We start from the raw sequence: 20,218 nt of genomic DNA on the forward strand, positions 1-20,218 counted from the left end.
CGCAAGCGCTTTGCCCCTTGACTCTGGTGTGGGCGAAGCGCCACGACTTAGGTCAAGCGTAGCTTGATAAAATTAATAGAGGGCCAACTCACTTTGGGGCACAAACGAGCCAGTACCCAATGCCAACTCGCTTTTAGGCATGTAAAACAGTCCTACTTTATCTGCTTAAAATGACTTTATGGATATCATTAGTTATATGCGTTGGTGGAAGCATTAGAGCTAAAGCGACAGAGACCTTTTTGGTACAGTTCTATTCAACAGCAATATCCAGTTTTCTACCAGTTTGTTGTTCTTCCAAACAGAGGATGCCCATGAATTACAGGGAGTAAATATAATTGCTTTCTTTTTCCCTTCTCGAATATATGTGACTTCAACATATTTTAAAGGTAAAGGTTTCGCTGTTCGTGGGTAATGCCCAGAGCTAATATCCGTTATGGAATTCAAGGGGATCTCACATAAGCCTTTTTTGCTTATGAATGTTACAGACTTAGACGTAAGCTTTAGAGATCCCTTATCGGTGTATATATAGAACCATCGGCCTAAAAAACTTCGCATATGTTCTGATGTGGATAGGTAACAACTATCTTGCTGTACTGTGATTTCTTCCATGACTTCTCGATGATACCTTGTTGCAATTAATCGATTCTAGCGTCAGACCAAATATTGTCAAATTATTCATTTTTAACTTTGAAGGCTCTATAAGTGAGAGCAATTCTTTGCTCTGGTTTTCTTAAGAGCAGCTATAACATAGTGTCTATCATTAGAAATAATTAGGTCTATTGCGATAGCTTGAAACACGTTTTGGGGCATAAACGTGTTAGACCCTAACTCAAATCCGGAAAAACTGGCGCACAAAGCCAATAGAAAATACTTAAACCCCGTCGAAGTTGCCAAACTAGGTTAGCTTATAACGCTAGAACACACTTACGGGTTAACGGTATTGTTAACCCGTACACCAACCTTGCTAAAATTAGCTGTTGTAGAACAGTTAATTGAACGATAGTGTAGATGATTAAATAATCAACGACATCAAAGTTGGAACTCATACAAAGCACCAAGTGCTAGGGAGTAGGCAATGGATAATAATCAAATATCGGTCAATACTTTTGATAAATTAGCGCTAAGGTATGAAGACAAATACATGGATCTTGCTATGTATGCTGATACTTTTGATTCTTTCATCAACCATCTGCCGACTGATGATGCCCGGGTGTTAGAGCTGGCTTGTGGGCCAGGCAATATCACCAAGATGTTACTGTCTGAAAAACCAAACTTGTCGATCTTGGCCACCGATCTCGCGCCCAATATGTTACTGCTCGCCAAAAAGAACAATCCTAGAATTGAAGTGCTGCAACTCGATAGTCGCCACTTAAGCAAGGTTACGGAAAGGTTTGATGCGATAATGTGTGGTTTTTGCTTGCCTTACCTTGATAGAGATGAGGCAATAGCACTTATCGATGCAGCGGCAGAAAGACTTAATCCTCAGGGCATTTTGTACCTAAGTACGATGGAAGGTGAATGTCCAAAGGTACGTGAGGATACTTCAAGTGATGGTGATAAGGTGTATACCTATTTTCACCATGCAGAGCAGTTAGTGCCTGCGCTGAGCCGGCGCGGTTTTAAGTTGTTGGCGCTAAAGCGTAAACAGCAACTGAGTCCGATTGGTGAAGTAACCGATTTGTTTATCACAGCTAGGCTTGATAGCGACGACTAAATAACTATTTACTGCGCTAAGGCTAGCAACTGCGGTAAAAACACCTGTTCTTGAGAGGCGATAACGGTTTGCTCAGCAAGCACTTGTTGCAGTATTTCATGGCTGGTTAAAGGATTGGCCAATACCACTCTAAATACCACGGCTTTGATATTCATCAGTTGCTGATTTTCAGGGTTTATCCGGGTGCGAGAAACAAAAGAAGTGCCTTGTTCTCGCTGACGTTTCTGTACAAACTTTGTTAATCCATCCAGTAACGCATTGAACTCCGTTAGCTTGTTCACGTCATTTTTTGCTCGTGCAGTGGCCATCGCTATTTGCACGTTTTGCGGCACATAACGGTAGGTTAACAGGCAAAGTTCTGGTTTTGACACGAGTTCGAAGTCTTGTTGCTGATTGATCAAATTAGCAAAATAACGTGCTTTTTCCAAACTGTTATTGATCAGTATTTCATAGCCGTCACGACCGATAACTTTTAAGCATGCATGAACTAGCATTGCCATACCGGGACGAGAGCCCTCTAAGGTTTGACTGCCTAAATCTTTGGAGCCTTTACGTAAAATATATTCGGCATGATGCTTAATGGCATTGGCAAAAGTGGGATCTTTAAATATCACCATGCCAGCGCCCATGGGCACATACATCTGTTTGTGGGCGTCGATAGTCACAGAGTCTGCGCGCTCGATGCCTGCTAGCAAATGACGGTATTTTTCAGATAGCAGACTAGCGCCGCCCCACGCTGCATCAACATGAAAGTGGCAATCAAGCTCGCTTGCTAAATCTGCCAGTTCATTAAGCGGATCGATATTTCCTGTCTCGGTAGTACCTGCAACACCGACAATAGCCATCACTTTGATATTGTCAGCGGCGAGTTTACTGGCGATTTTGCGCATCTTTATGACATCGACTTTGTTGTCATTGGAGGTCGGCACTTGAATAATGTTTTCGCGACCGATACCGAGTAGATCGGCGGTTTTACCTAAAGAGTAGTGACCACGTTCAGACACTAAAATCGCTAAGTCGTCATAACCGTAATGCCGTAGCCCTTTCATTACCCCTTGAGCCGCAACACCACGGTAACTGCCATCAGCCTTCAATAATTGGTTGCGGGCAGTCCAAAGGGCTGTAATGTTGGCGACTGTGCCACCGGAGCAAAATGCGCCTAAAGAGACGTTGGCGCTATGCATCCAACTTTTATAGAAACCATCATTTTCGGCATAGATAAGGTGATGCATCATCCCCAAGACCTGACGTTCTAGTGGGGTGAAGGCTTTTGATGTCTCTATTTTGACTAAATTTTGATTTAAGCCCACCATCATTTTAGACAATGGCAGCACAAAATAGGGCAGAGCAGATGTCATATGACCAATAAAGCTTGGCGCAGAGGTGTGGACTGAATGCGCCACTAAGGTTTGCATCATGTCGTCAGCATAGTCGGAGACAAATTGTGGCGCTGCTGGGATCTGGTGTTGCTGGAAGTCTAACTCAATCTCGGTGAGAGGTTTCTCAACCGCGACCACACTTTCCTGTAAAAAGCCCATTAAATTCTGTGAGATATTTTGCTCAATAACACTAAGGGTTGAATCTGGGGCTTCTGGAACGGTAAATATTCTCAGTAGTGCCTCTTCAGAAGCTGTGGCTCGTCTAGGTGTCATTGGCTAACAATCTCTACTTATTACACAGTTTTTGTGCGCTGGATCAGTCTTTAACTTGGGAGGGTCACTTTACTGTAAGCTTTATAGCGCATCAAGTAGAAAAACGCATTGTGATTAACACAATGCGTTCAATTAGCTTTGCAAATGCTTGTTCTGGAAAAGGCATAGAGCCTTCTTTAGTTTCAGAATTATCTATTTGATCTGGTCTGTTTTATTCGCTGTCTGCTGACAGTGCGTAAAGCGCTGCTACATTTTTGCTCGTTGCGTATAAATTATTTTTAGCGTTAGCGAGCACTTCGTTTAATGGCAGTGCCCGCGGCGTTATTGAGAATAGTGCCTTAAAGCCATGCTCAAGTAGCACATTTGCATCATCACTGACACAACCTGCAATAGCAATGACAGGTACATTTAAGCGGTTTGCAACTCCAGCAACACCCATTGGGGTTTTGCCATGTAAGGTTTGACTATCGAGTCGACCTTCTCCAGTGATCACTAACTGAGCACCTTTGATATGGCTGGCCAGATCAACGGTTTGCATCACAATATCGATTCCAGGTTTTAGCGTAGCATTTAGAAATGCCATCACACCCAATCCCATGCCGCCTGCTGCGCCGACACCACTTACGTTGCGGTTATCTTTAATACCCGCTTTTGCAATCATATCAGCATAATGATTTAGCGCATTGTCCAACTGTTGCACCATCTCGGTGGTTGCGCCTTTTTGTGGGCCAAATACAGCCGACGCGCCTTGGTCACCGCACAGTGGGTTATTCACGTCACAAGCGACTTCAAAACGGCACTGAGCCAGTAAAGGGTGTAATTCTGTTAGGTCAATGCTCTGCAAGCTTGCTAGCGCTGCGCCGCCAGGGGCAATGGCTTTGTTATTGACATCTAAAAGATGGGCACCGAGGGCCTGTGCCATACCCGCGCCGCCATCATTGGTCGCGCTGCCACCAAGGCCGATAATAATGTGCTTAATACCACGGTTTAGGGCATCCACAATAAGTTCACCTGTACCGTAACTTGTTGTATACAGTGGATTGCGTTGCTCGCCGCTGACTAAATGCAAGCCAGAGGCCGCTGCCATTTCGATGACTGCAGTTTTTTCATGACCATGATAGCTTTCGCCTAAAATGCCATAAAAAGCATTCACTTTATTGCCAAATGGCCCCGACACAATTGTCCGAATTAAGCGACCGTTTGTGGCATCAACCATCGACTGTACCGTCCCTTCACCACCATCGGCGACAGGTATTTTTATATATTCAGCATTAGGTAATACAGTGCGAAATCCTCGCTCAATTTCGTTAGCCACTTCCATTGCGGTTAGGCTTTCTTTAAATGAATCGGGGGCTATCACAATTTTCATGCAGTGTTCCTATTATTACAAATAGCTGAATTTTAAAGGCTAGATTACCGAGTAAGGCGAGCGTGGTTGCTCGCCGTTTACTATTGGCTTATAGCAAGGCTAAGCTCAATATGTACACCACCGTCATGGCGGTAAGGCCTTGAACCAGTGTTGCCATTGTTTGTGCTTTATAGGCCTGTTTAACGCTCATGCGGCTAAACTGAGTCACTACCCAGAAGAAGCTGTCGTTAGCGTGAGATACCGTCATTGCGCCTGCACCAATAGCCATAACCGTCAATACGCGGCCCATGTCGCTTGCAAGACCTATATCACCTAGCATTGGTGCGACCAACGCTGAAGTCGCCACTAGCGCGACAGTCGACGAACCTTGCGCAGACTTAAGTGCTGCAGCAACGATAAATGGCATAAAGATACCGATCCCGAGTGCCGACAGTGATGTTCCTAAAAAAGTACCAATTTCAGTTGCTTTAAGCACTGCGCCAAACGCACCACCAGCACCTGTGATCAGTAGGATAGGAGCTGCAACGACTAAGCCTTGGCTAATGCGCTCACTGAACTCTTTGACTTTGTCGCTACTTTTAAGCAGCGGCAGGGATAACAAAAGGCCAATCATGAGAGCATTGACTGGTTGACCGAGAAATGCCAATGCATCAAACACTACACCATCGCCTAAAGGTGCCGATGGGAAATTTGCGATAGAGCCAAAACAGATAAGTAAAATAGGTACGAAGATGGGGGCAAATGCCCGTGTTGGACTCGGTAGTTTACCGTAGGCTTGTTTTAGTTTTTCATAATCTTCAGTTTGGTTTAGCAGCTCTTCAGCCCCTTCACCATCAGGCTGAACATTAGCAAAACGGTTTGCCCACAGTGTACCTGCAAGTGCGGCGATTGCCGCAACAAAGACACCGACAAAAATGACTAAGCCAAGGTTTGATTCAAGGCCTAAGTTACCCGCTGCAGCGATAGGTCCCGGCGTTGGTGGAACAAAGGTATGTGTTGCATATAGGCCCGTTGCTAGCGCGACGCTCATCGATACACTGGAAACCTTCATGCGGTTCGCCATTGACTGCTTCAATGAGTTGAGGATCACAAAGCCTGAGTCACAAAATACCGGAATAGAGACGATATAACCGATGATTGACATAGTTAGCGTTGGAAAACGTTTACCAAGCAGTTTAATTACCACATCCGCCATGGTAATCGCGGCGCCGCTTTTTTCTAGAATAGTACCGATTATGGTACCCAATACAATGACCAGACCGATGTAACCTAATATGCCACCAAAACCAGAGGTGATGGTTTTAGCAATGTCGGCACTCGGAAGGCCATAAGCAAATGCCGCCATGAAAGAGGCCAGAATTAACGTTAAAAAAGGGTGGAGCTTGAATTTTGAGGTAGCAATGACAATAAATGCAATCACTGCCAGTAAGATCAGTACGAGGCTCATAGCGTTTCCCTGTAGGGGTATTTTTAGTTAGGTGTAGGGTTTGGTGTTTCTGAAGCCAATTATGATATTCGCTAATTTAAAGCGAAAACATAGAATTTCAGGCTAGACCATTATGCGGATCAATGTTGATGAATTCTTTGGTGAAAAGCACTGAGTTAGAGGTGCTTTTTTGTTTTTTATTGTGCAGTTGCACAATAGGGTGGGTTTGATTCGTGCTTAACAGTCGTCGCTTCTTACGAACAGTTCATACTGATCATTGGTTTCTTTATTTTGATAGAGTATATGGCAATCAAAATTAACGCTTTTATCTGCTAAGTCCTCGGAAAAGAAGATGTAAATTTGATTATTTGCAGACGATTTATCAATAAATAGTGGAGCAGCATTGTTATCTTGCTGAATAGTCGTCAATGAAACAGAGTCGATGTCGAGCCACGCTTGCAATTGTACATTGAGTTCATCAAAGCTATCACTGCCATCTACGGCTGGATATCCATTGTAAAGTGGGATCTCAACGCCTGCATGGGTAATGGCACCCTCTTCAACTTCTTCACCCTCTATTGCGGCCTTGCTATGGACTAAGGTTAAGCCACTTTTCATTGCCCCTGTGATAGCTTGTAGATCGGCAATTTTAGCGTCGGTTCTTAAGTCTAGGAATTTAGGCGCGGCAATAACGGCAAGAATACCTAGGATAATAATCACTACCACTAGTTCGATAAGTGTAAATCCCGTCTGAGGTCGACTCTCAACCATGTGCCGTTCCTTGTATGTATAGAGTGGGTGCAATTTTTATAACGAAAAGCTTGTGCGTAAATAGCTGATGGTAATTAACTATGACTATTCTAATAATACCTGCCCTAAATATAGTTGCAACAAGCCATCGAGTTGTTGCAAATTACTGCCGGTGATCGCTTCTATTTTATCAAGGCGATAACGAAGCGTATTGCGGTGAATGAATAGGGCACTAGCACATTGTTGTAGATCACCAAAATGTTGTAGATAGGTGGTAAGAGTTTTGGTCAGTTGACCGTTTTTATCGGCATCGATTAAAGATTGATAGGGCGCCATTAGCTCCTGTCCGCGCCAGTTATCTTTCAGTGCACTGAGTAGTACTAACAACGAATAGTCTTCATAGAGATATTTACTTTGACTGGGCTGCATTTGCTGACCAATAGCCAAGGTCTCTAATGCCGTTTGATATGAGCGATTAATCTGCTGTGGTTGCGGAAAAAAGTGTCCTAAAGAGATCTTTAATCGACTTCTTAGCTCATCGGGTAAACGAGCAATAAGCTGGTCGATACGCTCACTCTCAAGTTCAGCATCCCATGCTTTACCGTCTAGAAAAGCAGGCTTTAAGATAACCAGTTCAGTCATCGAGGTCATGGCAACCAAGTTACCGCGTGAAGGGTTTTCCAGTAAATGCAGTATTTGCTTCAACATCGAATTAGCTGAAGTTTCCTCTTCATCGGTTTGCACTTGAATGATAGCGGCGACCCGCGGCGCTTCTAAATCGATATTTAGCTGAGATGCCCAGCTGCGTTGATGGGCACTGAAAGGGCCATCAGCTTTGATGAGTTCAATGATCAATTCCTCTTTTTGCCGAGACTGCCACTGCGCTTGCTCTATGAAGTTTGCTTGTTCAACAATAATTTCTGCGGTCATTTTTAGCAGCTCGCCGTAATGGCCTAGCTCTGTGGGCTCTCCAGTAATGCCAATGACCCCTATGATGTCACCTTTATAATGCAGCGGCAGGTTTATCCCTGCTTTTACGCCTTGCAATGTGTCTTCACTGGCTCGGCTTATCTCGACTGTTCTTTGCTGACTAATTGCCAGTAAGGCACCCTCGTGTACTTCGCCAATACGGTGAGGTTCTCCCGAACCCATAATGACGCCGTATTTGTTCATCACATTGATATTATGCCCAATGATCTTCATGGTGCGATTGACAATCTGCTTGGCCAATTGGCCATCTAAAAAGTACATACTGAGAGCTCAAAGATGTTTGTTTTAGCTTAAGGTATTTTGCCTTGCTTAACTATGAAGTATGGCTTTCTTTTTGAAGACAGGAACAATTAGCTTATAGGGGTTGTTTGAGGCGAAATTGAGATGTAATAAACCGGCAGAGGTCGGCTGAGTCGCTTAATGGCCACTACCGCCAATAGCGAATAAGAAAAATATTAGTCGTGCTGGCTGATTGAAAACAGTTGTAACAGACTTATCAACTTATTTTTATAGTATCGTTTTGCATATGCCATCTCTGTAAGCCTTATTACAATTGGTAACTTGTAATTCATACGGTTGTCATATAGCGTATTGTTTTGCATATAAAATAATAATAACGACTTTTCAATGGCTAAATTTTCCCCTTCATTCAAGCTCGGCAATATCGAGGTTGACTCCAACACGGATCAATTAAAGTGTGCCGATGAGTTGATTGAAATACAATCGATGGCAATGAAGGTATTGTGCTATTTCTGTGAAAACGCAGATGGGTTAGTGACTCGAGACCATCTTCGAGATAACGTTTGGAAAAATAGCACCACCTCAAACCACACTATAAATAATCATATCTATAGTTTACGCCGTAGTATTGCAAAACTGGATCCTGACGTTAAATATATTCACACTGTTACAGGGGGAGGCACCAGTGGTTATCGGTTATCTGAGACGCTTACTTATTACGATGAAACGGCAGTGCCGAATTCGATTGAAGTGTCAGCGCCTGCAATGGTTGAAGCGACAACTAATAACCAGAAAAAACATGCTCGCAAGCAGCCACGTACAGCCGCCATTTTAATATTAAGCCTATTAGTTTGTATTGTATGTCTACTTATTGTCGGTTTTTATCAATTATCTAGCCCTAAGTTATATAGAGATACGCATCTATTAACAGAGCAACTAGGCCGAGAGCAATCCCCGAGTATTGCTGCCGATGGTTCATTTATTCTGTACTCAAATAAAAGTGCTAAAGACGAAGGCTGGGAACTGTTTGCAGCTAATATGGTTTCACCGCAGCTGGGCGTAAAGCTGTTTGAAAGCGCGGGGAACAATGATAATTTCTCCAGTATTTCACCTAGTGGTAAAAAGATCGCTTTTCACCGGCTCAAACTCGGTGAAGAAGGGATCTATATTGCTGCTTTTGATAACCACAGTATGAAGGCATCTCAAGAGCGTAGAGTGATCCCTCTCAAGCGTACTAATTTGTCACCGTCGATAAGTTGGCTGGATGAAACACACTTTTTTTACAGTATTCATGAAGCCCCTTGGGCACCTAAAAAAATATATTTGTTTGATACTTCTACAGGTGTGAGTGAACAGATAAGCTCCCCCGCGTTGAACTCTCATGGTGACTTTTCCAGTGTGGTATCGCCAAACCAACAGTGGCTAGCTATATTGCGCGCTAATAGCTATTGGGATGTAGAGCTAATTCTATATGACATACAAGCCAAAGAGTTCGTTCAGACTAGTGTTAGCTTAACTCATATGCGACTGAATTTGAGCTTTAGTGATGATAGTCAGTCAGTATTTTATATTGATAGCCATGGCCATCTGGCGCAATATAATATCGCCGATAATCAATCTATACAGATTTCCGATGCATCATTTATTGGCTATTGGCCGCTTAAAGTACCAGGTAAAAAACAGTTTTTATTGCAACAGGACTGGGGACTATCTTCACTCACAACCGAGATTGTGGGTTATCGTAATCCAGTTTTTGGAGGCGATGGAAGTCAAGTTTTGCTGGTCAATAACGGCTTGTCTATACGAGCAATTGAAGGGGTTGATGAAAGTGGTTTTATCTTCGTTTCAGTTAAACCTAATCGACAATTAGAGTTGTGGCGTTATAAAGCAGGTAAAGCGTATAAACTGGATCAGTTTGTTGAGCAAACCTATTACCGCTATCCATTAAGCTTGCATTGGCAGCGTGGCACTGAACAAGCATTAATGACCGTGGGTGGCAGTTGTCGAACTTTCAATATTAATACTGGTAAAGATAGCCCTTTGTGTCCAAAAGGGGAATTATTATATGCAGGAACGTATTCGGCAGATAATCAGTCAATCTACTTCGCCGCATTTGATGATAAGCAATCAAAAGCCGTTAAGATGGGTCGTTCAGGTTACCCTATAGAATCACTGCCTTTGCTGAAGAATGCCAATATGGTGCAGGATGGTGGTAAAGGTATGCTCTACTACCGCACCGAGCCCGGGGTCGATATTTATCAGTTTGATGCCAACACGCAAAAAGCCAAGAAACTAATAGATAGAACCTACATAGCGAACGGTTACACCACCAATGATTTTGTCGTTGTAGATAAAGGGATTTATTTTATGGATAAGCCTCAAGATAAAAACAATGCTATCTATTATTACGATTTTTCGAGTGGAATTATTAGTTATCTATTTGATACACCCAATTTGTATCCGAATATAGTACTGAGTGAAGATCAACAATTTATTTATCTTATCCAGTCAGCCCATAATGATACTGGCTTACTCTTGTTGGAGTGAACTTAGTGAGCGGAGATACAGCTTTAAACTCAACTTAATTAAGGTACTTAACATAATTCTTGTCTGACTCAATATCTTTTGGCATGAGTTAGACAATGCCGTAAAGCTAAAATGCAGTGGATTGCTAATGGCCTGAATCTAGTTGCTAGTTAGTCGAATATTTGATGTTTAATGAATGTAACGCTAATTGTCCAGATTAATGAATATTTTGCAGGGTTAATGTATTTACATCAACATCGAGAATAATCAGTTATTAAAATGAATAATCATTTATCATTTCAATCAATATTTATCATTTTCTATTCTTTGTCATAAAACCATCTTAATTGTTCTAATTACCTGTATTAACTTTATTTTTCCAGCTGCTGTTATGCCTCACTTTGCACTGGGTGGTTGATTTTCGGCTATTGTTGCTTCCCGTTATCCGTGCCTAGAATTGAATTGCTTACCTTTCGCATACTGATGGTATTTTTATGTGAAATGTTGCAGGTAAGCAAACAATTACAATTTGTCGCCAATGATTATTCGAAAACACCCAGAAATTATTGGCAATTTTGTCTTTCTAAAACGGATAGCAACTTATGTATATAAATAATAAAAAACAGCGTAAACCAGAAAGGAATATTGAAAAGTTTTTACTTAAATCAATTTTTACCTTTACTGCATTCATGACCACTTTAGTAAGCCAGCAAGTTTTGGCTGCTTGTAATATATCTCCTGATAGTCGTTATGAATTTATCGAAAACATCAATATTAATGGGATTGAACTTGCAGATGGGGCAGTGATTAACAGTGGCGACGTTATCAACTTAAATCCAGGTTACAGCAGTTACCGATATAACGAATATTGGAGTATTTGGATTGATTTAAACCATGATGCCAGCTTTGATGGCAGCGATGAACTTATATTGCAAACTGCGAGTGCGACATCTGATTCGGTGCAAGCAACAATTGTAGTTCCAAATGGTGTATCAGTTGAAAATGCGCAGTTTAGAGTGTTGCTTCATGCTGATCCTGCAAGTGCTGACTCATGTGGCTATAACAGCTATGGCGATGTACATGATTTTAGTGTCAACATTAACCCTGGTTCTGGTGGCGCTGATGTTAGTCACGATTACCAGTTAATCACTGAGCCAATGGGCGGCTCAAATGAGCATATTGCAAGTATCACATTAGCTGGAGGTCACTTTTCTTCTGGAGATGACCAAGGGTATGCAGATTATTCAAGCATCAAGAGTTTTGAGATCACAGATGGAGATCCGCTCTTGTTAACGCCTAACAGCGATTGGAGCACTGATTGGGGGATCTGGATAGACAGTGACAATAATGGTTCATTTGACACGAATGAGCAGGTTTTCTCTGGTTCCGGTCAGCGAGGCGCTGATGTCAGCGGTATTTTGGACTTGAGTGGAATAACGGCTGGAAACCACAGGGTTCGTGTCGCGATGAGTGGTGATAGTACGGCTGCTGCCGATGGCTTTAGGTATGGCGAAATTGAAGATTATGCAGTCAATGTGATTGACGGAGGCAATGGCGGAAGCGGTGATAATAACGGCGACAGTGATAAAAATTATGGTCCACATGTACAGTGGGAACATGATTCTGTGACGGTGAAAATTTTTAGATTCGAATTTAACGATGTTGATCTTACTTGGCCTGTTAATCGCCTTGAATCTGAAATGGCAGAGATTGTAGATTATTTCGATAAATCCTCTTATGGCCGTTTTGAGGTTAATTACGAGATCTATGATGACATTATTCAAGTCGGCGAGAACATTACAGTGTGGGATAACAAAGAAGCCAATGATTGGAAGGACTACTATGCACAAAGGCTTATCGATCTCGGTGAGGCCGAGTTTTGGAATATTGATGACAGTACTATCTACCTAATTTTGGCTCCACAAATCTCTGATTGGGGCATTAAAGCGGGTGTTAATCCAGGTGCTATACGTCTATATGACACAGGCGATGAACGCTCTCAGGCTGGTGGAATTGCCCATGAAATGGGCCATGCCATGGGATTGCATCATGCGCAGGGACTTGATGGGCAAGATACCGTATTCGGTGTGGGTGACTATGACAATGAAATGATTGGTTACGGTAATGCCTTTAGCTTAATGGGAAATAATGCTTGGGATTTCGGTGAGCTAAACCTTTACTACAAAAACTTCTTTAAGAGTTGGGGAATCGAAGCTGAAGTACCTTTAGTCACACAATCTGGTACGTATAGAATATATGCATTCGATCAAGGATCTGTTAATGGCGATATAGGACTAAGGTTGGCGGCAGGTAATGGAGATGTGACTTATTGGGTCGAGTATCGGACGAAAGATGCTGCAGACACAAAAGGAGTATTGATAAATACCCAAGGGTATTTTCCTGACGAAGATGCTAGATCATACTACTACGGTACTTCGTTCTTATTGGACATGACGCCCAATACTCATCCTGACGACCTCAGTAACGATTATGATGATTTTGACGACTTTATGGATGGTGCATTAGTTATCGGTAAGAGTTATACCGATAAATGGGGCGCTTTTACTATCACGCCTCAAACTACTGGCGGGACTTTAGGCACTGCTGGTGCTTGGATAGAAATCGATGTACAAATGCACTAAATTCAGATGTGGCAACTTGATGAAAGTTAAGTTGCTCGACCTGAGCTGTTTTTATTCTTGATATAACCCAGTAGTTCATTGCTACTGGGTTTCCTTTTATGTCGATTGACCCCTGTCGAAAACCGCTTCATCTGGGATGTTGATGCATATCCTTTTACTTATCCTGACGGGTTTGATAACTAACTCAAGACAGAGGATCTCGTGCCAGCTGAATCGCAGCAATTATTTCAATCAGTTTAATCTTTATTGTATCTGTGTTCGCGCCAGTACGCTTACACGACTTTGGCGGTAGCTCCATCAGCTCTATCTAAATTAAGCTGAAGTATCTTTATAGGCTAGCAATAGAGAAAGCTGTCGCTAAATGTCGATAATCTTTAATCAAAATTTATCATTTCTATTGAACATCTTGCTCATAAATAATCATTTGGCGCTCATATGATATAAAGGCTGCAACTATAAGTTGTTGTTTTTAATTTGTTTTACCTTAATTTTAAAACTCTATTCTCAATCAACTGCTTCCAATCTCCATCGACTTGATAGGCTCTTTTTATACTGTATAAAATCAATCCAGCAAATGAAGTTGCACAGATCCATTTGGGCATATAAGGCGACGTTGTCGTTAACCCGGTGATTCTAATTTGCATAGCGTTAGTTTCTAACAATAAGAAAAACGATTTTATTCTTGAAGGAAAGATTATGAAAACAGTGAAGTTAAAGCCATTATTTGTGGCAATACTATCAGGCTTAGTTGCTCAAGGAGCACATGCGGTTGAAGAAGGTGCTGCTGAGGGGGTGAATGAGCAAAGTTATGAAAGAATAGTCGTTACAGGCTCTCGTATTGCAAGAGCTGGTGCTGATACCACTGCGCCTGTTACGGTGGTTACTGCGGAAGAGTTATCTATATCGGGTAGCATGAATCTAAATGAGATGTTAGCGACATTGCCGCAGTTTCAAGGTATTAACGCTTCAACAGACGCTTATAATCCAGAAAATGCTGGGTTAAATACCGTTGATCTACGTGATCTCGGTGCAGTTCGTACATTAGTGTTGATCAATGGCCATAGACCAACTCAAACGGCTAATTCGTCCGATCTGTTTGTTACAGACGTCAGTAATATTCCGGCAAGTTTAGTTGACCGAGTTGAGATCCTAACGGGAGGGGCCTCTGCGGTTTATGGTTCCGATGCGGTGGCTGGCGTTGTGAATATCATCTTAAAGAAAGAGTTTGAAGGTGTTGAGGTTGACCTTTATGGCTCCACCACAGAAAAGGGCGACGCTGAGCAGACTGGCGTTACCATTACAAGCGGTTTCAACTTCGATGATAGTAAGGGTAATTTTGCTGTTAGTTTGGATTATCTCAAAGAGAATGAACTGCGTTATGCCGATCGTCCAGGCTCTTATGGTCAAACAAACTTTGTTGCCAACAAGCTCGATCCACGAGGAAATATTGCAGGGATCCCAGATCAAATTACCTTGAACAATATCGGTTGGGCTGATTATAACGTTTTGGCACAAAGACCAACCATCATGATGGATAATTACGACTACTATCAGTTTGGGCGAAATAGCGACGGTGAGTTGAATAATGGATTCTTAGCAATCACCGATGCAGAACTTTATGATTACTACAAGCAATCAACCGATGTAAACCCTTATATGTATTCGAGTGTTGGTCCTATTCAAGCTGTAGTGCCTAAAGAGAAATACAGCGTGTATTTAAATGGCAGCTATGAGTTTGATAATGGTCTATTTTTATCAGGAGATGTGCAATACAGTCGAATTAAGTCGGAGCAGAATTTAGATCCTGAATTTGTTTTCTCATGGAACGGTTGGGTCAATGTTAATGATGCGCCATTTGATGTACCTCAGGCTGTTAAAGACACCATAGCCAACGATAATAACGGCAGTAATTGGTTTGCTGTGCCTTATACGTTCAACGATTTAGGTAACCGGGAAACAGAGGTTGACCGAGAGTATGTGTCGGCCTCGGTTACGCTTGAAGGTGAGCTTTTCGAAGAGTGGCTTTGGGATGCATATGCTGCGACCGGTAAAACGTCGAAAGATGCCACATCAATGAATCGTGTTAACACCGACCGCTTTTACGCATTCGAAACCTTTGGCGAATGTGAAGCGACAGGTAGTTGCCCAGAGTTTAACCCTTTTATGCCATTAACTGACGAGTTAATGGATTATGTTCGTATTGACCCATTTACCGATACCACCACGACTTTCCAGCATACCGTTGCAGCCAATATCAATGGCCCTGCAGTGATGTTGCCTGCGGGAGATTTGATGCTTGGCGCTGGTGTTGAATATCGCCAGGAAGGATTAGAGGTTGACCCTTCTTCCGTGAGTTTATCGGGTATTAACCGTGGTAACACTAAAACAGCTCAAGATGTCGACCGAGACATTGCTGAAGCATATGTTGAGGTGGTAGTTCCTGTCGTAGCTGATATGGCATTTGCTGATGCAATTGATGTCGAAGCAGCCTATCGTGTGGCTAATTACACTTATGCTGGTACGAATGATAGCTGGAAGTTGGGCATCAATTGGGCGGTTAATGATGATATTCGTGTACGTAGTGTTTATGCAAAAGCGGTGCGAGCGCCGCAGCTAACGGAGCTTTTCTCACCTGAGGAGACAAGTTTTTTCCGTATGTCAGATCCTTGTGATGCTGATGAGATCCCATTCTCTGATGATCCTGAATTACGTACAGCCAATTGTGCAGCGCTAGGTGTACCTGCTGATTTTGAATCGGAACTCAGGGTCACGGGTGGCAGCTACGGTTCAACCAAAGGCAATGAAGAGTTAGATCCTGAGGTCGCGCATACATTGACCGCAGGGCTAGTACTTTCACCATCGGCTGTCGATAACCTAATCATCTCCCTAGACTACTTTAATATTGAGATAAAGGATGTCATCGGTCGATTTGGAGCTGAAGAGTTTGCTGAGCGTTGTGTTGATGCTGATTCGATTGACAACCCCTTTTGCGGCCAAGTAACCCGTGAATCAGACGGTAACATCAGTTATGTCAACGACACTTACGTTAACTCGGCAAAAATGATCCGAGAGGGTGTCGATTTTCAAGTGAACTATGGTGTGGAATTTAGTGGTAACAGCGACATAGATTTTGCGTTATACGGCACCTATTTAACAAAGAGCACATGGCAAGATACTGTTGATACTGAAGAGTACGATTATGTTGGGGTAACAGGGGTTCCTGAATGGAAAACTAGTTTTAACACCCAATATAGCATCGAGAACTTTAGCGCTTCATGGCAGATAAACTATGTATCTTCTACTAAAGTGAGCCGCACAGCGACAGCTGAGAAATACGACCGTCCTGAGCTGCCATCATCGATACTGCATAATGCTCGTTTAGGCTATGAATTTAGCGACAGCATTAATGCTTATATCGGTGTAACCAACGTATTTGACCAAGACTGGTTAGGCATTGCTGGCGCGAGCAGCGGCGGAACGACTTATCCAATTAGAGGCCGTAGTTATAATGCGGGTCTTACTCTTCAATTCTAACCATTAGCTATTGATGCGCGGTAACTCTTTACCGCGCGATTAATTGCTTAATTACCGAACAAACTATTGGTTTTAGCTTTGTAAACGGTTTGCTCTGCTTTTCAGTCAATACCTGTGCTGAACTCCAATGATAAGTAATCTAATTGTCTGAGACAATTCGTTGTATTTTGCTGATTAAATTAAGGAAGAATAATGAATAATAAACTTAAGTTAGCAATATTATCGAGTGTTGTCGTGGCGACGATAAACGCTATTCACCCCGTTGCTTACGCAGAACCAGCGTCTAAGAAGTTGGTTGAATTTAAACAAAGTGACGGTAGCAGTGTCTGGCTTCGAAAATGGGGTGATGAGTTTGCCCATGGCTGGGAAACCCAAGAGGGGGTTGTTGTACAGCAAGATGAGCTGAGTGGTGATTGGTTTGTCACTCAATTTGATGACAAGGGTTACCGAAAAAAAACAGCAATAAATATTAATCAAGCTAGCGCTGTAAATAGAAAAGAAGTTGAACCGCGTATTAAGGGAGAAGCTCAAAGACGAGCACATTTACGTCGAACACAATCTCATCAACAAAATTTATTCTCGCGTTCTATGGCGGATGGCCTATCGACAAGCAATAGTGGCGCTAATACCACTGCTGTTGAGCAGGTCTCTGGGACAGTTAATGTACCAGTGATCTTGATTAATTTCGCCGATACCAGTCCTAAAGTCAGTCGCAGTGACTTTGACCAATTCTTGTTCCAAGACTCCCAAGGGCTAACAGCTTACTATCAGGAAGTCTCTTATGGCCACCTGAACCTGCAAGGCGGAAGCAGTGGTGTGATTGACTGGGTAAACCTGCCACAAACCCATGACTTTTATGGCCGTAATAACAGTGCGGGTTATGACAGTAATATTGGGGTGATGATTGAAGATACTTTGGCGGCAGCCGATGCCCGCATCGATTTCTCCCTCTATGCTGATATCAACCAAGACTGTCAGGTTGATTTAGTCTCATTTATCTATCAAGGCAACGGTGAGCACCAAGCTGTTGGCGTAAACAATGACATATGGGCGCACAAGTACAGCATGTACTGGCTTGAAACTGAGGGCGATGGAAATGGGGTATATCGTACTGATGACATCTGTTTAGCCGATCCTACAACCACGGTGACCATTAACGATTACTTTGTTGCACCAGAGCTCAGTAATGCTGGCACTCGGGCCAATGTTGGCACCTTTGCCCATGAGTTTGGTCACGTGTTTGGTTTGCCAGATTTGTACGATACCGGAGGCAGCAACTCGGGACAAACTGCTGGTGCTGGAGATTGGAGTCTTATGGCATCGGGGAGTAAAACAGGGCCTAACCGAGATGGAGAATCGCCAGCGCACCTTTCCGCTTGGGGTAAATATACCCTTGGTTGGATCGCCCCGACTAAGCTCAATGGTGTTAACAATAGCGAGATTGAAGTTGGCGAGTCGGCCAATAACCCAACAGCATTCCTCTATGAAAATCCGAGTAACCCTCAAGAATACTTTCTTATCGAGAATCGCGACCAACAAGGATTTGATGCCTATGCGCCAGGAAAAGGGCTGGCGATTTGGCATATAGATGACGCGATATCGGCGCCTAAATCAGATGGCACAGCCCAAAGCGATGTGAATGCTTACCCATGTGATCTGGGCTTTCAAGACTGCTCGACGTTGCATAATGGCGTACAACTTGTCAGTGCTGATCACTATTTCGACCTAGAGCATGATTTTAATGATGGCGATATTCATGATTTATTCGGCGAAGACGGTGATGGTGGCAGTGACGAATACAGCACCGAGCAAGACTGGGATACAGAGTTTTCTAGCCAAAGCCAACCAAGCAACCAGTGGTGGGACGGCAGTGAAAGCGGTTTAGCGATGACCAGCATCTCCGCCAAAGGGGCGGTAATGACCTTTGATTTAGGCAGCGCCGCGGCAACGCAGGAGCTTGTATTACAAAATGGTGTGCCTGTGTCTTTGGCGGCAAACCAAGGTGAGGCTGTAATGGGTTATATCGACGTGCCGGCAGGGGCAAGCAAGCTTCAGTTATCGCTCAGCCATAACAGTGGTGGAGATGCAGATCTATATGTTAACCACGGTGTAGTTAATGACAATAGTAGTGCAGACTGCTTCTTAAACAGTTCAAGTGCAGTGGAGTTGTGCACTGAGTCTGAGTTTGGAGAAACCCTTGAAGGGCGCTATTTCTTTGTGGTTAAAGGATACAACGGACAGCCTTTTGCTGATGTATCTTTGGTGGCTCAATTTGACCTAGGCAGTGAACCTCCTGGGGATAATAGCTCTGTGACGACCTATAGCATTAATGTGGCGAGCGGCAGTTATCAGCACTTCATGGTGGTTGTTCCAGCTGGGAGTACTGTGATTGAGGCGAGCCTGGACGAAAACGGTGGCTCAGCGATGTTGATACTAAATGAAGGCGAGGAAGCGAGTGCTCGCAGTTATAGTGCGAAAGATAGCAGCGGTGAGTTTGTGGCCGTTGATACTCCAGCAATAGGAGAGTGGTTTATTGCCGTTAGGGGAATAAAGCAAGGGGTCTCAAACGGAGTACTGACGATAACAGTTAAATAACGGTGGTTTTGTTGATGGAGTGACTGGTTTATTTTCCCTTACCATTCTTTTCCTTACACCCTCAAGCTTAATACTCGGCTTGAGGTTTTTTTATGTATGCAAATAAGCTCATACCTTAGTTGTAGCTTTGCTTTAGCTAGCGTTAGGTACTCTTTTCTCATCTATGAGGGTTGAAACTCGGCGCTGTAATTTTGGGATTATCAGCTGTTCAAATTCAGGGTGCCGCTTGAGCCAAATATTATTTCTCGGGCTAGGGTGGGGCATAACCAACACTTCTGGCCATAACTCTTGCCACTGTTCAACAGCTTTAGTGACGGTTAGCTTGCGTTTCAAATGCCATTCAATGGCATATTGGCCTACCAGTAATGTGAGCTCTACATGCTTAAGCTCTTTGAGGATTGGCTGGCGCCATGTGGCTGCGCATTCAGGCCGTGGCGGCTTATCACCGCTTTTTTTATCAGCTGAGGAGTAGCTGCCTGGAAAGCAAAACCCCATGGGGAGAATGGCAAACAGTTCAGGGTTGTAGAACTGCTCGCGAGTGACCCCCAACCAATTCCTGAGGCGATCGCCACTGGCATCGTCAAACGGGTGTCCTTTGTGATGCGTTTTTTGCCCAGGTGCTTGTCCTGCGATCAATATTTTTGCATTGCTGCCAAGTTGCACAATGGGCTTGGCTGCAAACGGCAAATGTTCGCTGCACAGCTGACATTGGCGTACTTGATTAAGCAAATTATCGAGACGGATGTCTTTTGGCATTATTCACTTTCAGCTTAGTTTGGT

At 43.3% G+C, this 20,218-nt stretch carries 11 protein-coding genes; 5 read left to right on the forward strand and 6 right to left on the reverse strand.

Annotation, left to right across the window (positions count from 1 at the left end; translation table 11 throughout):
* Positions 1–1,075: 1,075 nt before the first annotated feature.
* A complete protein-coding gene (locus tag AB4135_RS04115; RefSeq protein ID WP_371990556.1) occupies positions 1,076–1,714 on the forward strand; it encodes a trans-aconitate 2-methyltransferase in 639 nt (212 codons plus the stop codon).
* Between the two features lie 8 nt (positions 1,715–1,722).
* On the opposite strand, the gene panP is transcribed toward AB4135_RS04115, so the two are convergent.
* The 5 genes from panP to AB4135_RS04140 all read right to left on the reverse strand — a co-directional run bounded on the left by panP (position 1,723) and on the right by AB4135_RS04140 (position 8,162).
* On the reverse strand, positions 1,723–3,366 hold the full coding sequence (gene panP / locus AB4135_RS04120) for a pyridoxal-dependent aspartate 1-decarboxylase PanP (protein WP_371990557.1): 1,644 nt from the start codon (positions 3,364–3,366) through the stop codon (positions 1,723–1,725).
* 211 nt (positions 3,367–3,577) lie between these two features.
* Positions 3,578–4,735, reverse strand: a complete 1,158-nt coding sequence (locus tag AB4135_RS04125) for a glycerate kinase (protein ID WP_371990558.1) — start codon at positions 4,733–4,735, stop codon at positions 3,578–3,580.
* An 88-nt stretch (positions 4,736–4,823) separates the two neighbouring features.
* On the reverse strand, positions 4,824–6,182 hold the full coding sequence (locus AB4135_RS04130; protein ID WP_371990560.1) for a GntP family permease: 1,359 nt from the start codon (positions 6,180–6,182) through the stop codon (positions 4,824–4,826).
* A 216-nt stretch (positions 6,183–6,398) separates the two neighbouring features.
* Positions 6,399–6,932 carry a Tfp pilus assembly protein FimT/FimU gene (locus AB4135_RS04135; protein ID WP_371990562.1) on the reverse strand — a complete coding sequence of 178 codons (534 nt, stop codon included), beginning with the start codon at positions 6,930–6,932 and terminating at the stop codon, positions 6,399–6,401.
* Positions 6,933–7,016: 84 nt separating this feature from the next.
* Positions 7,017–8,162 (reverse strand): sugar diacid recognition domain-containing protein, encoded by a 1,146-nt coding sequence (locus tag AB4135_RS04140; RefSeq protein WP_371990564.1) that lies wholly within the window; start codon positions 8,160–8,162, stop codon positions 7,017–7,019.
* A gap of 366 nt (positions 8,163–8,528) precedes the next feature.
* Here AB4135_RS04140 and AB4135_RS04145 point away from each other — a divergent pair, with 366 nt between their 5' ends.
* The 4 genes from AB4135_RS04145 to AB4135_RS04160 all read left to right on the forward strand — a co-directional run bounded on the left by AB4135_RS04145 (position 8,529) and on the right by AB4135_RS04160 (position 19,438).
* Complete coding sequence (locus AB4135_RS04145) at positions 8,529–10,688, forward strand: winged helix-turn-helix domain-containing protein (RefSeq protein ID WP_371990566.1); 2,160 nt, start codon at positions 8,529–8,531, stop codon at positions 10,686–10,688.
* Positions 10,689–11,269: 581 nt separating this feature from the next.
* Positions 11,270–13,309: a GEVED domain-containing protein gene (locus AB4135_RS04150; protein ID WP_371990568.1), complete on the forward strand. Its 2,040-nt coding sequence runs from the start codon at positions 11,270–11,272 to the stop codon at positions 13,307–13,309.
* A gap of 696 nt (positions 13,310–14,005) precedes the next feature.
* Positions 14,006–16,843, forward strand: coding sequence for a TonB-dependent receptor plug domain-containing protein (locus AB4135_RS04155; RefSeq protein WP_371990570.1), 2,838 nt, complete (start codon positions 14,006–14,008; stop codon positions 16,841–16,843).
* 192 nt (positions 16,844–17,035) lie between these two features.
* Positions 17,036–19,438, forward strand: coding sequence for a M6 family metalloprotease domain-containing protein (locus AB4135_RS04160; RefSeq protein ID WP_371990572.1), 2,403 nt, complete (start codon positions 17,036–17,038; stop codon positions 19,436–19,438).
* Between the two features lie 132 nt (positions 19,439–19,570).
* Here the strand turns inward: AB4135_RS04160 and AB4135_RS04165 are convergent, their stop codons facing one another.
* Positions 19,571–20,194: a uracil-DNA glycosylase family protein gene (locus AB4135_RS04165; protein ID WP_371990574.1), complete on the reverse strand. Its 624-nt coding sequence runs from the start codon at positions 20,192–20,194 to the stop codon at positions 19,571–19,573.
* Positions 20,195–20,218 lie beyond the last annotated feature (24 nt).

It is taken from the genome of Shewanella sp. 10N.286.54.B9 (assembly GCF_041468565.1).
GTDB lineage: Bacteria > Pseudomonadota > Gammaproteobacteria > Enterobacterales > Shewanellaceae > Shewanella.

Bases quoted from the DNA above. Each gene is read 5' to 3' on its own strand.
- AB4135_RS04155 (WP_371990570.1), top strand. From the start codon at position 14,006: ATGAAAACAGTGAAGTTAAAGCCATTATTTGTGGCAATACTATCAGGC.
- AB4135_RS04135 (WP_371990562.1), bottom strand. From the start codon at position 6,932: ATGGTTGAGAGTCGACCTCAGACGGGATTTACACTTATCGAACTAGTG.
- AB4135_RS04130 (WP_371990560.1), bottom strand. From the start codon at position 6,182: ATGAGCCTCGTACTGATCTTACTGGCAGTGATTGCATTTATTGTCATT.
- AB4135_RS04165 (WP_371990574.1), bottom strand. From the start codon at position 20,194: ATGCCAAAAGACATCCGTCTCGATAATTTGCTTAATCAAGTACGCCAA.
- AB4135_RS04125 (WP_371990558.1), bottom strand. From the start codon at position 4,735: ATGAAAATTGTGATAGCCCCCGATTCATTTAAAGAAAGCCTAACCGCA.
- AB4135_RS04145 (WP_371990566.1), top strand. From the start codon at position 8,529: ATGGCTAAATTTTCCCCTTCATTCAAGCTCGGCAATATCGAGGTTGAC.
- panP (WP_371990557.1), bottom strand. From the start codon at position 3,366: ATGACACCTAGACGAGCCACAGCTTCTGAAGAGGCACTACTGAGAATA.
- AB4135_RS04115 (WP_371990556.1), top strand. From the start codon at position 1,076: ATGGATAATAATCAAATATCGGTCAATACTTTTGATAAATTAGCGCTA.
- AB4135_RS04160 (WP_371990572.1), top strand. From the start codon at position 17,036: ATGAATAATAAACTTAAGTTAGCAATATTATCGAGTGTTGTCGTGGCG.
- AB4135_RS04150 (WP_371990568.1), top strand. From the start codon at position 11,270: ATGTATATAAATAATAAAAAACAGCGTAAACCAGAAAGGAATATTGAA.
- AB4135_RS04140 (WP_371990564.1), bottom strand. From the start codon at position 8,162: ATGTACTTTTTAGATGGCCAATTGGCCAAGCAGATTGTCAATCGCACC.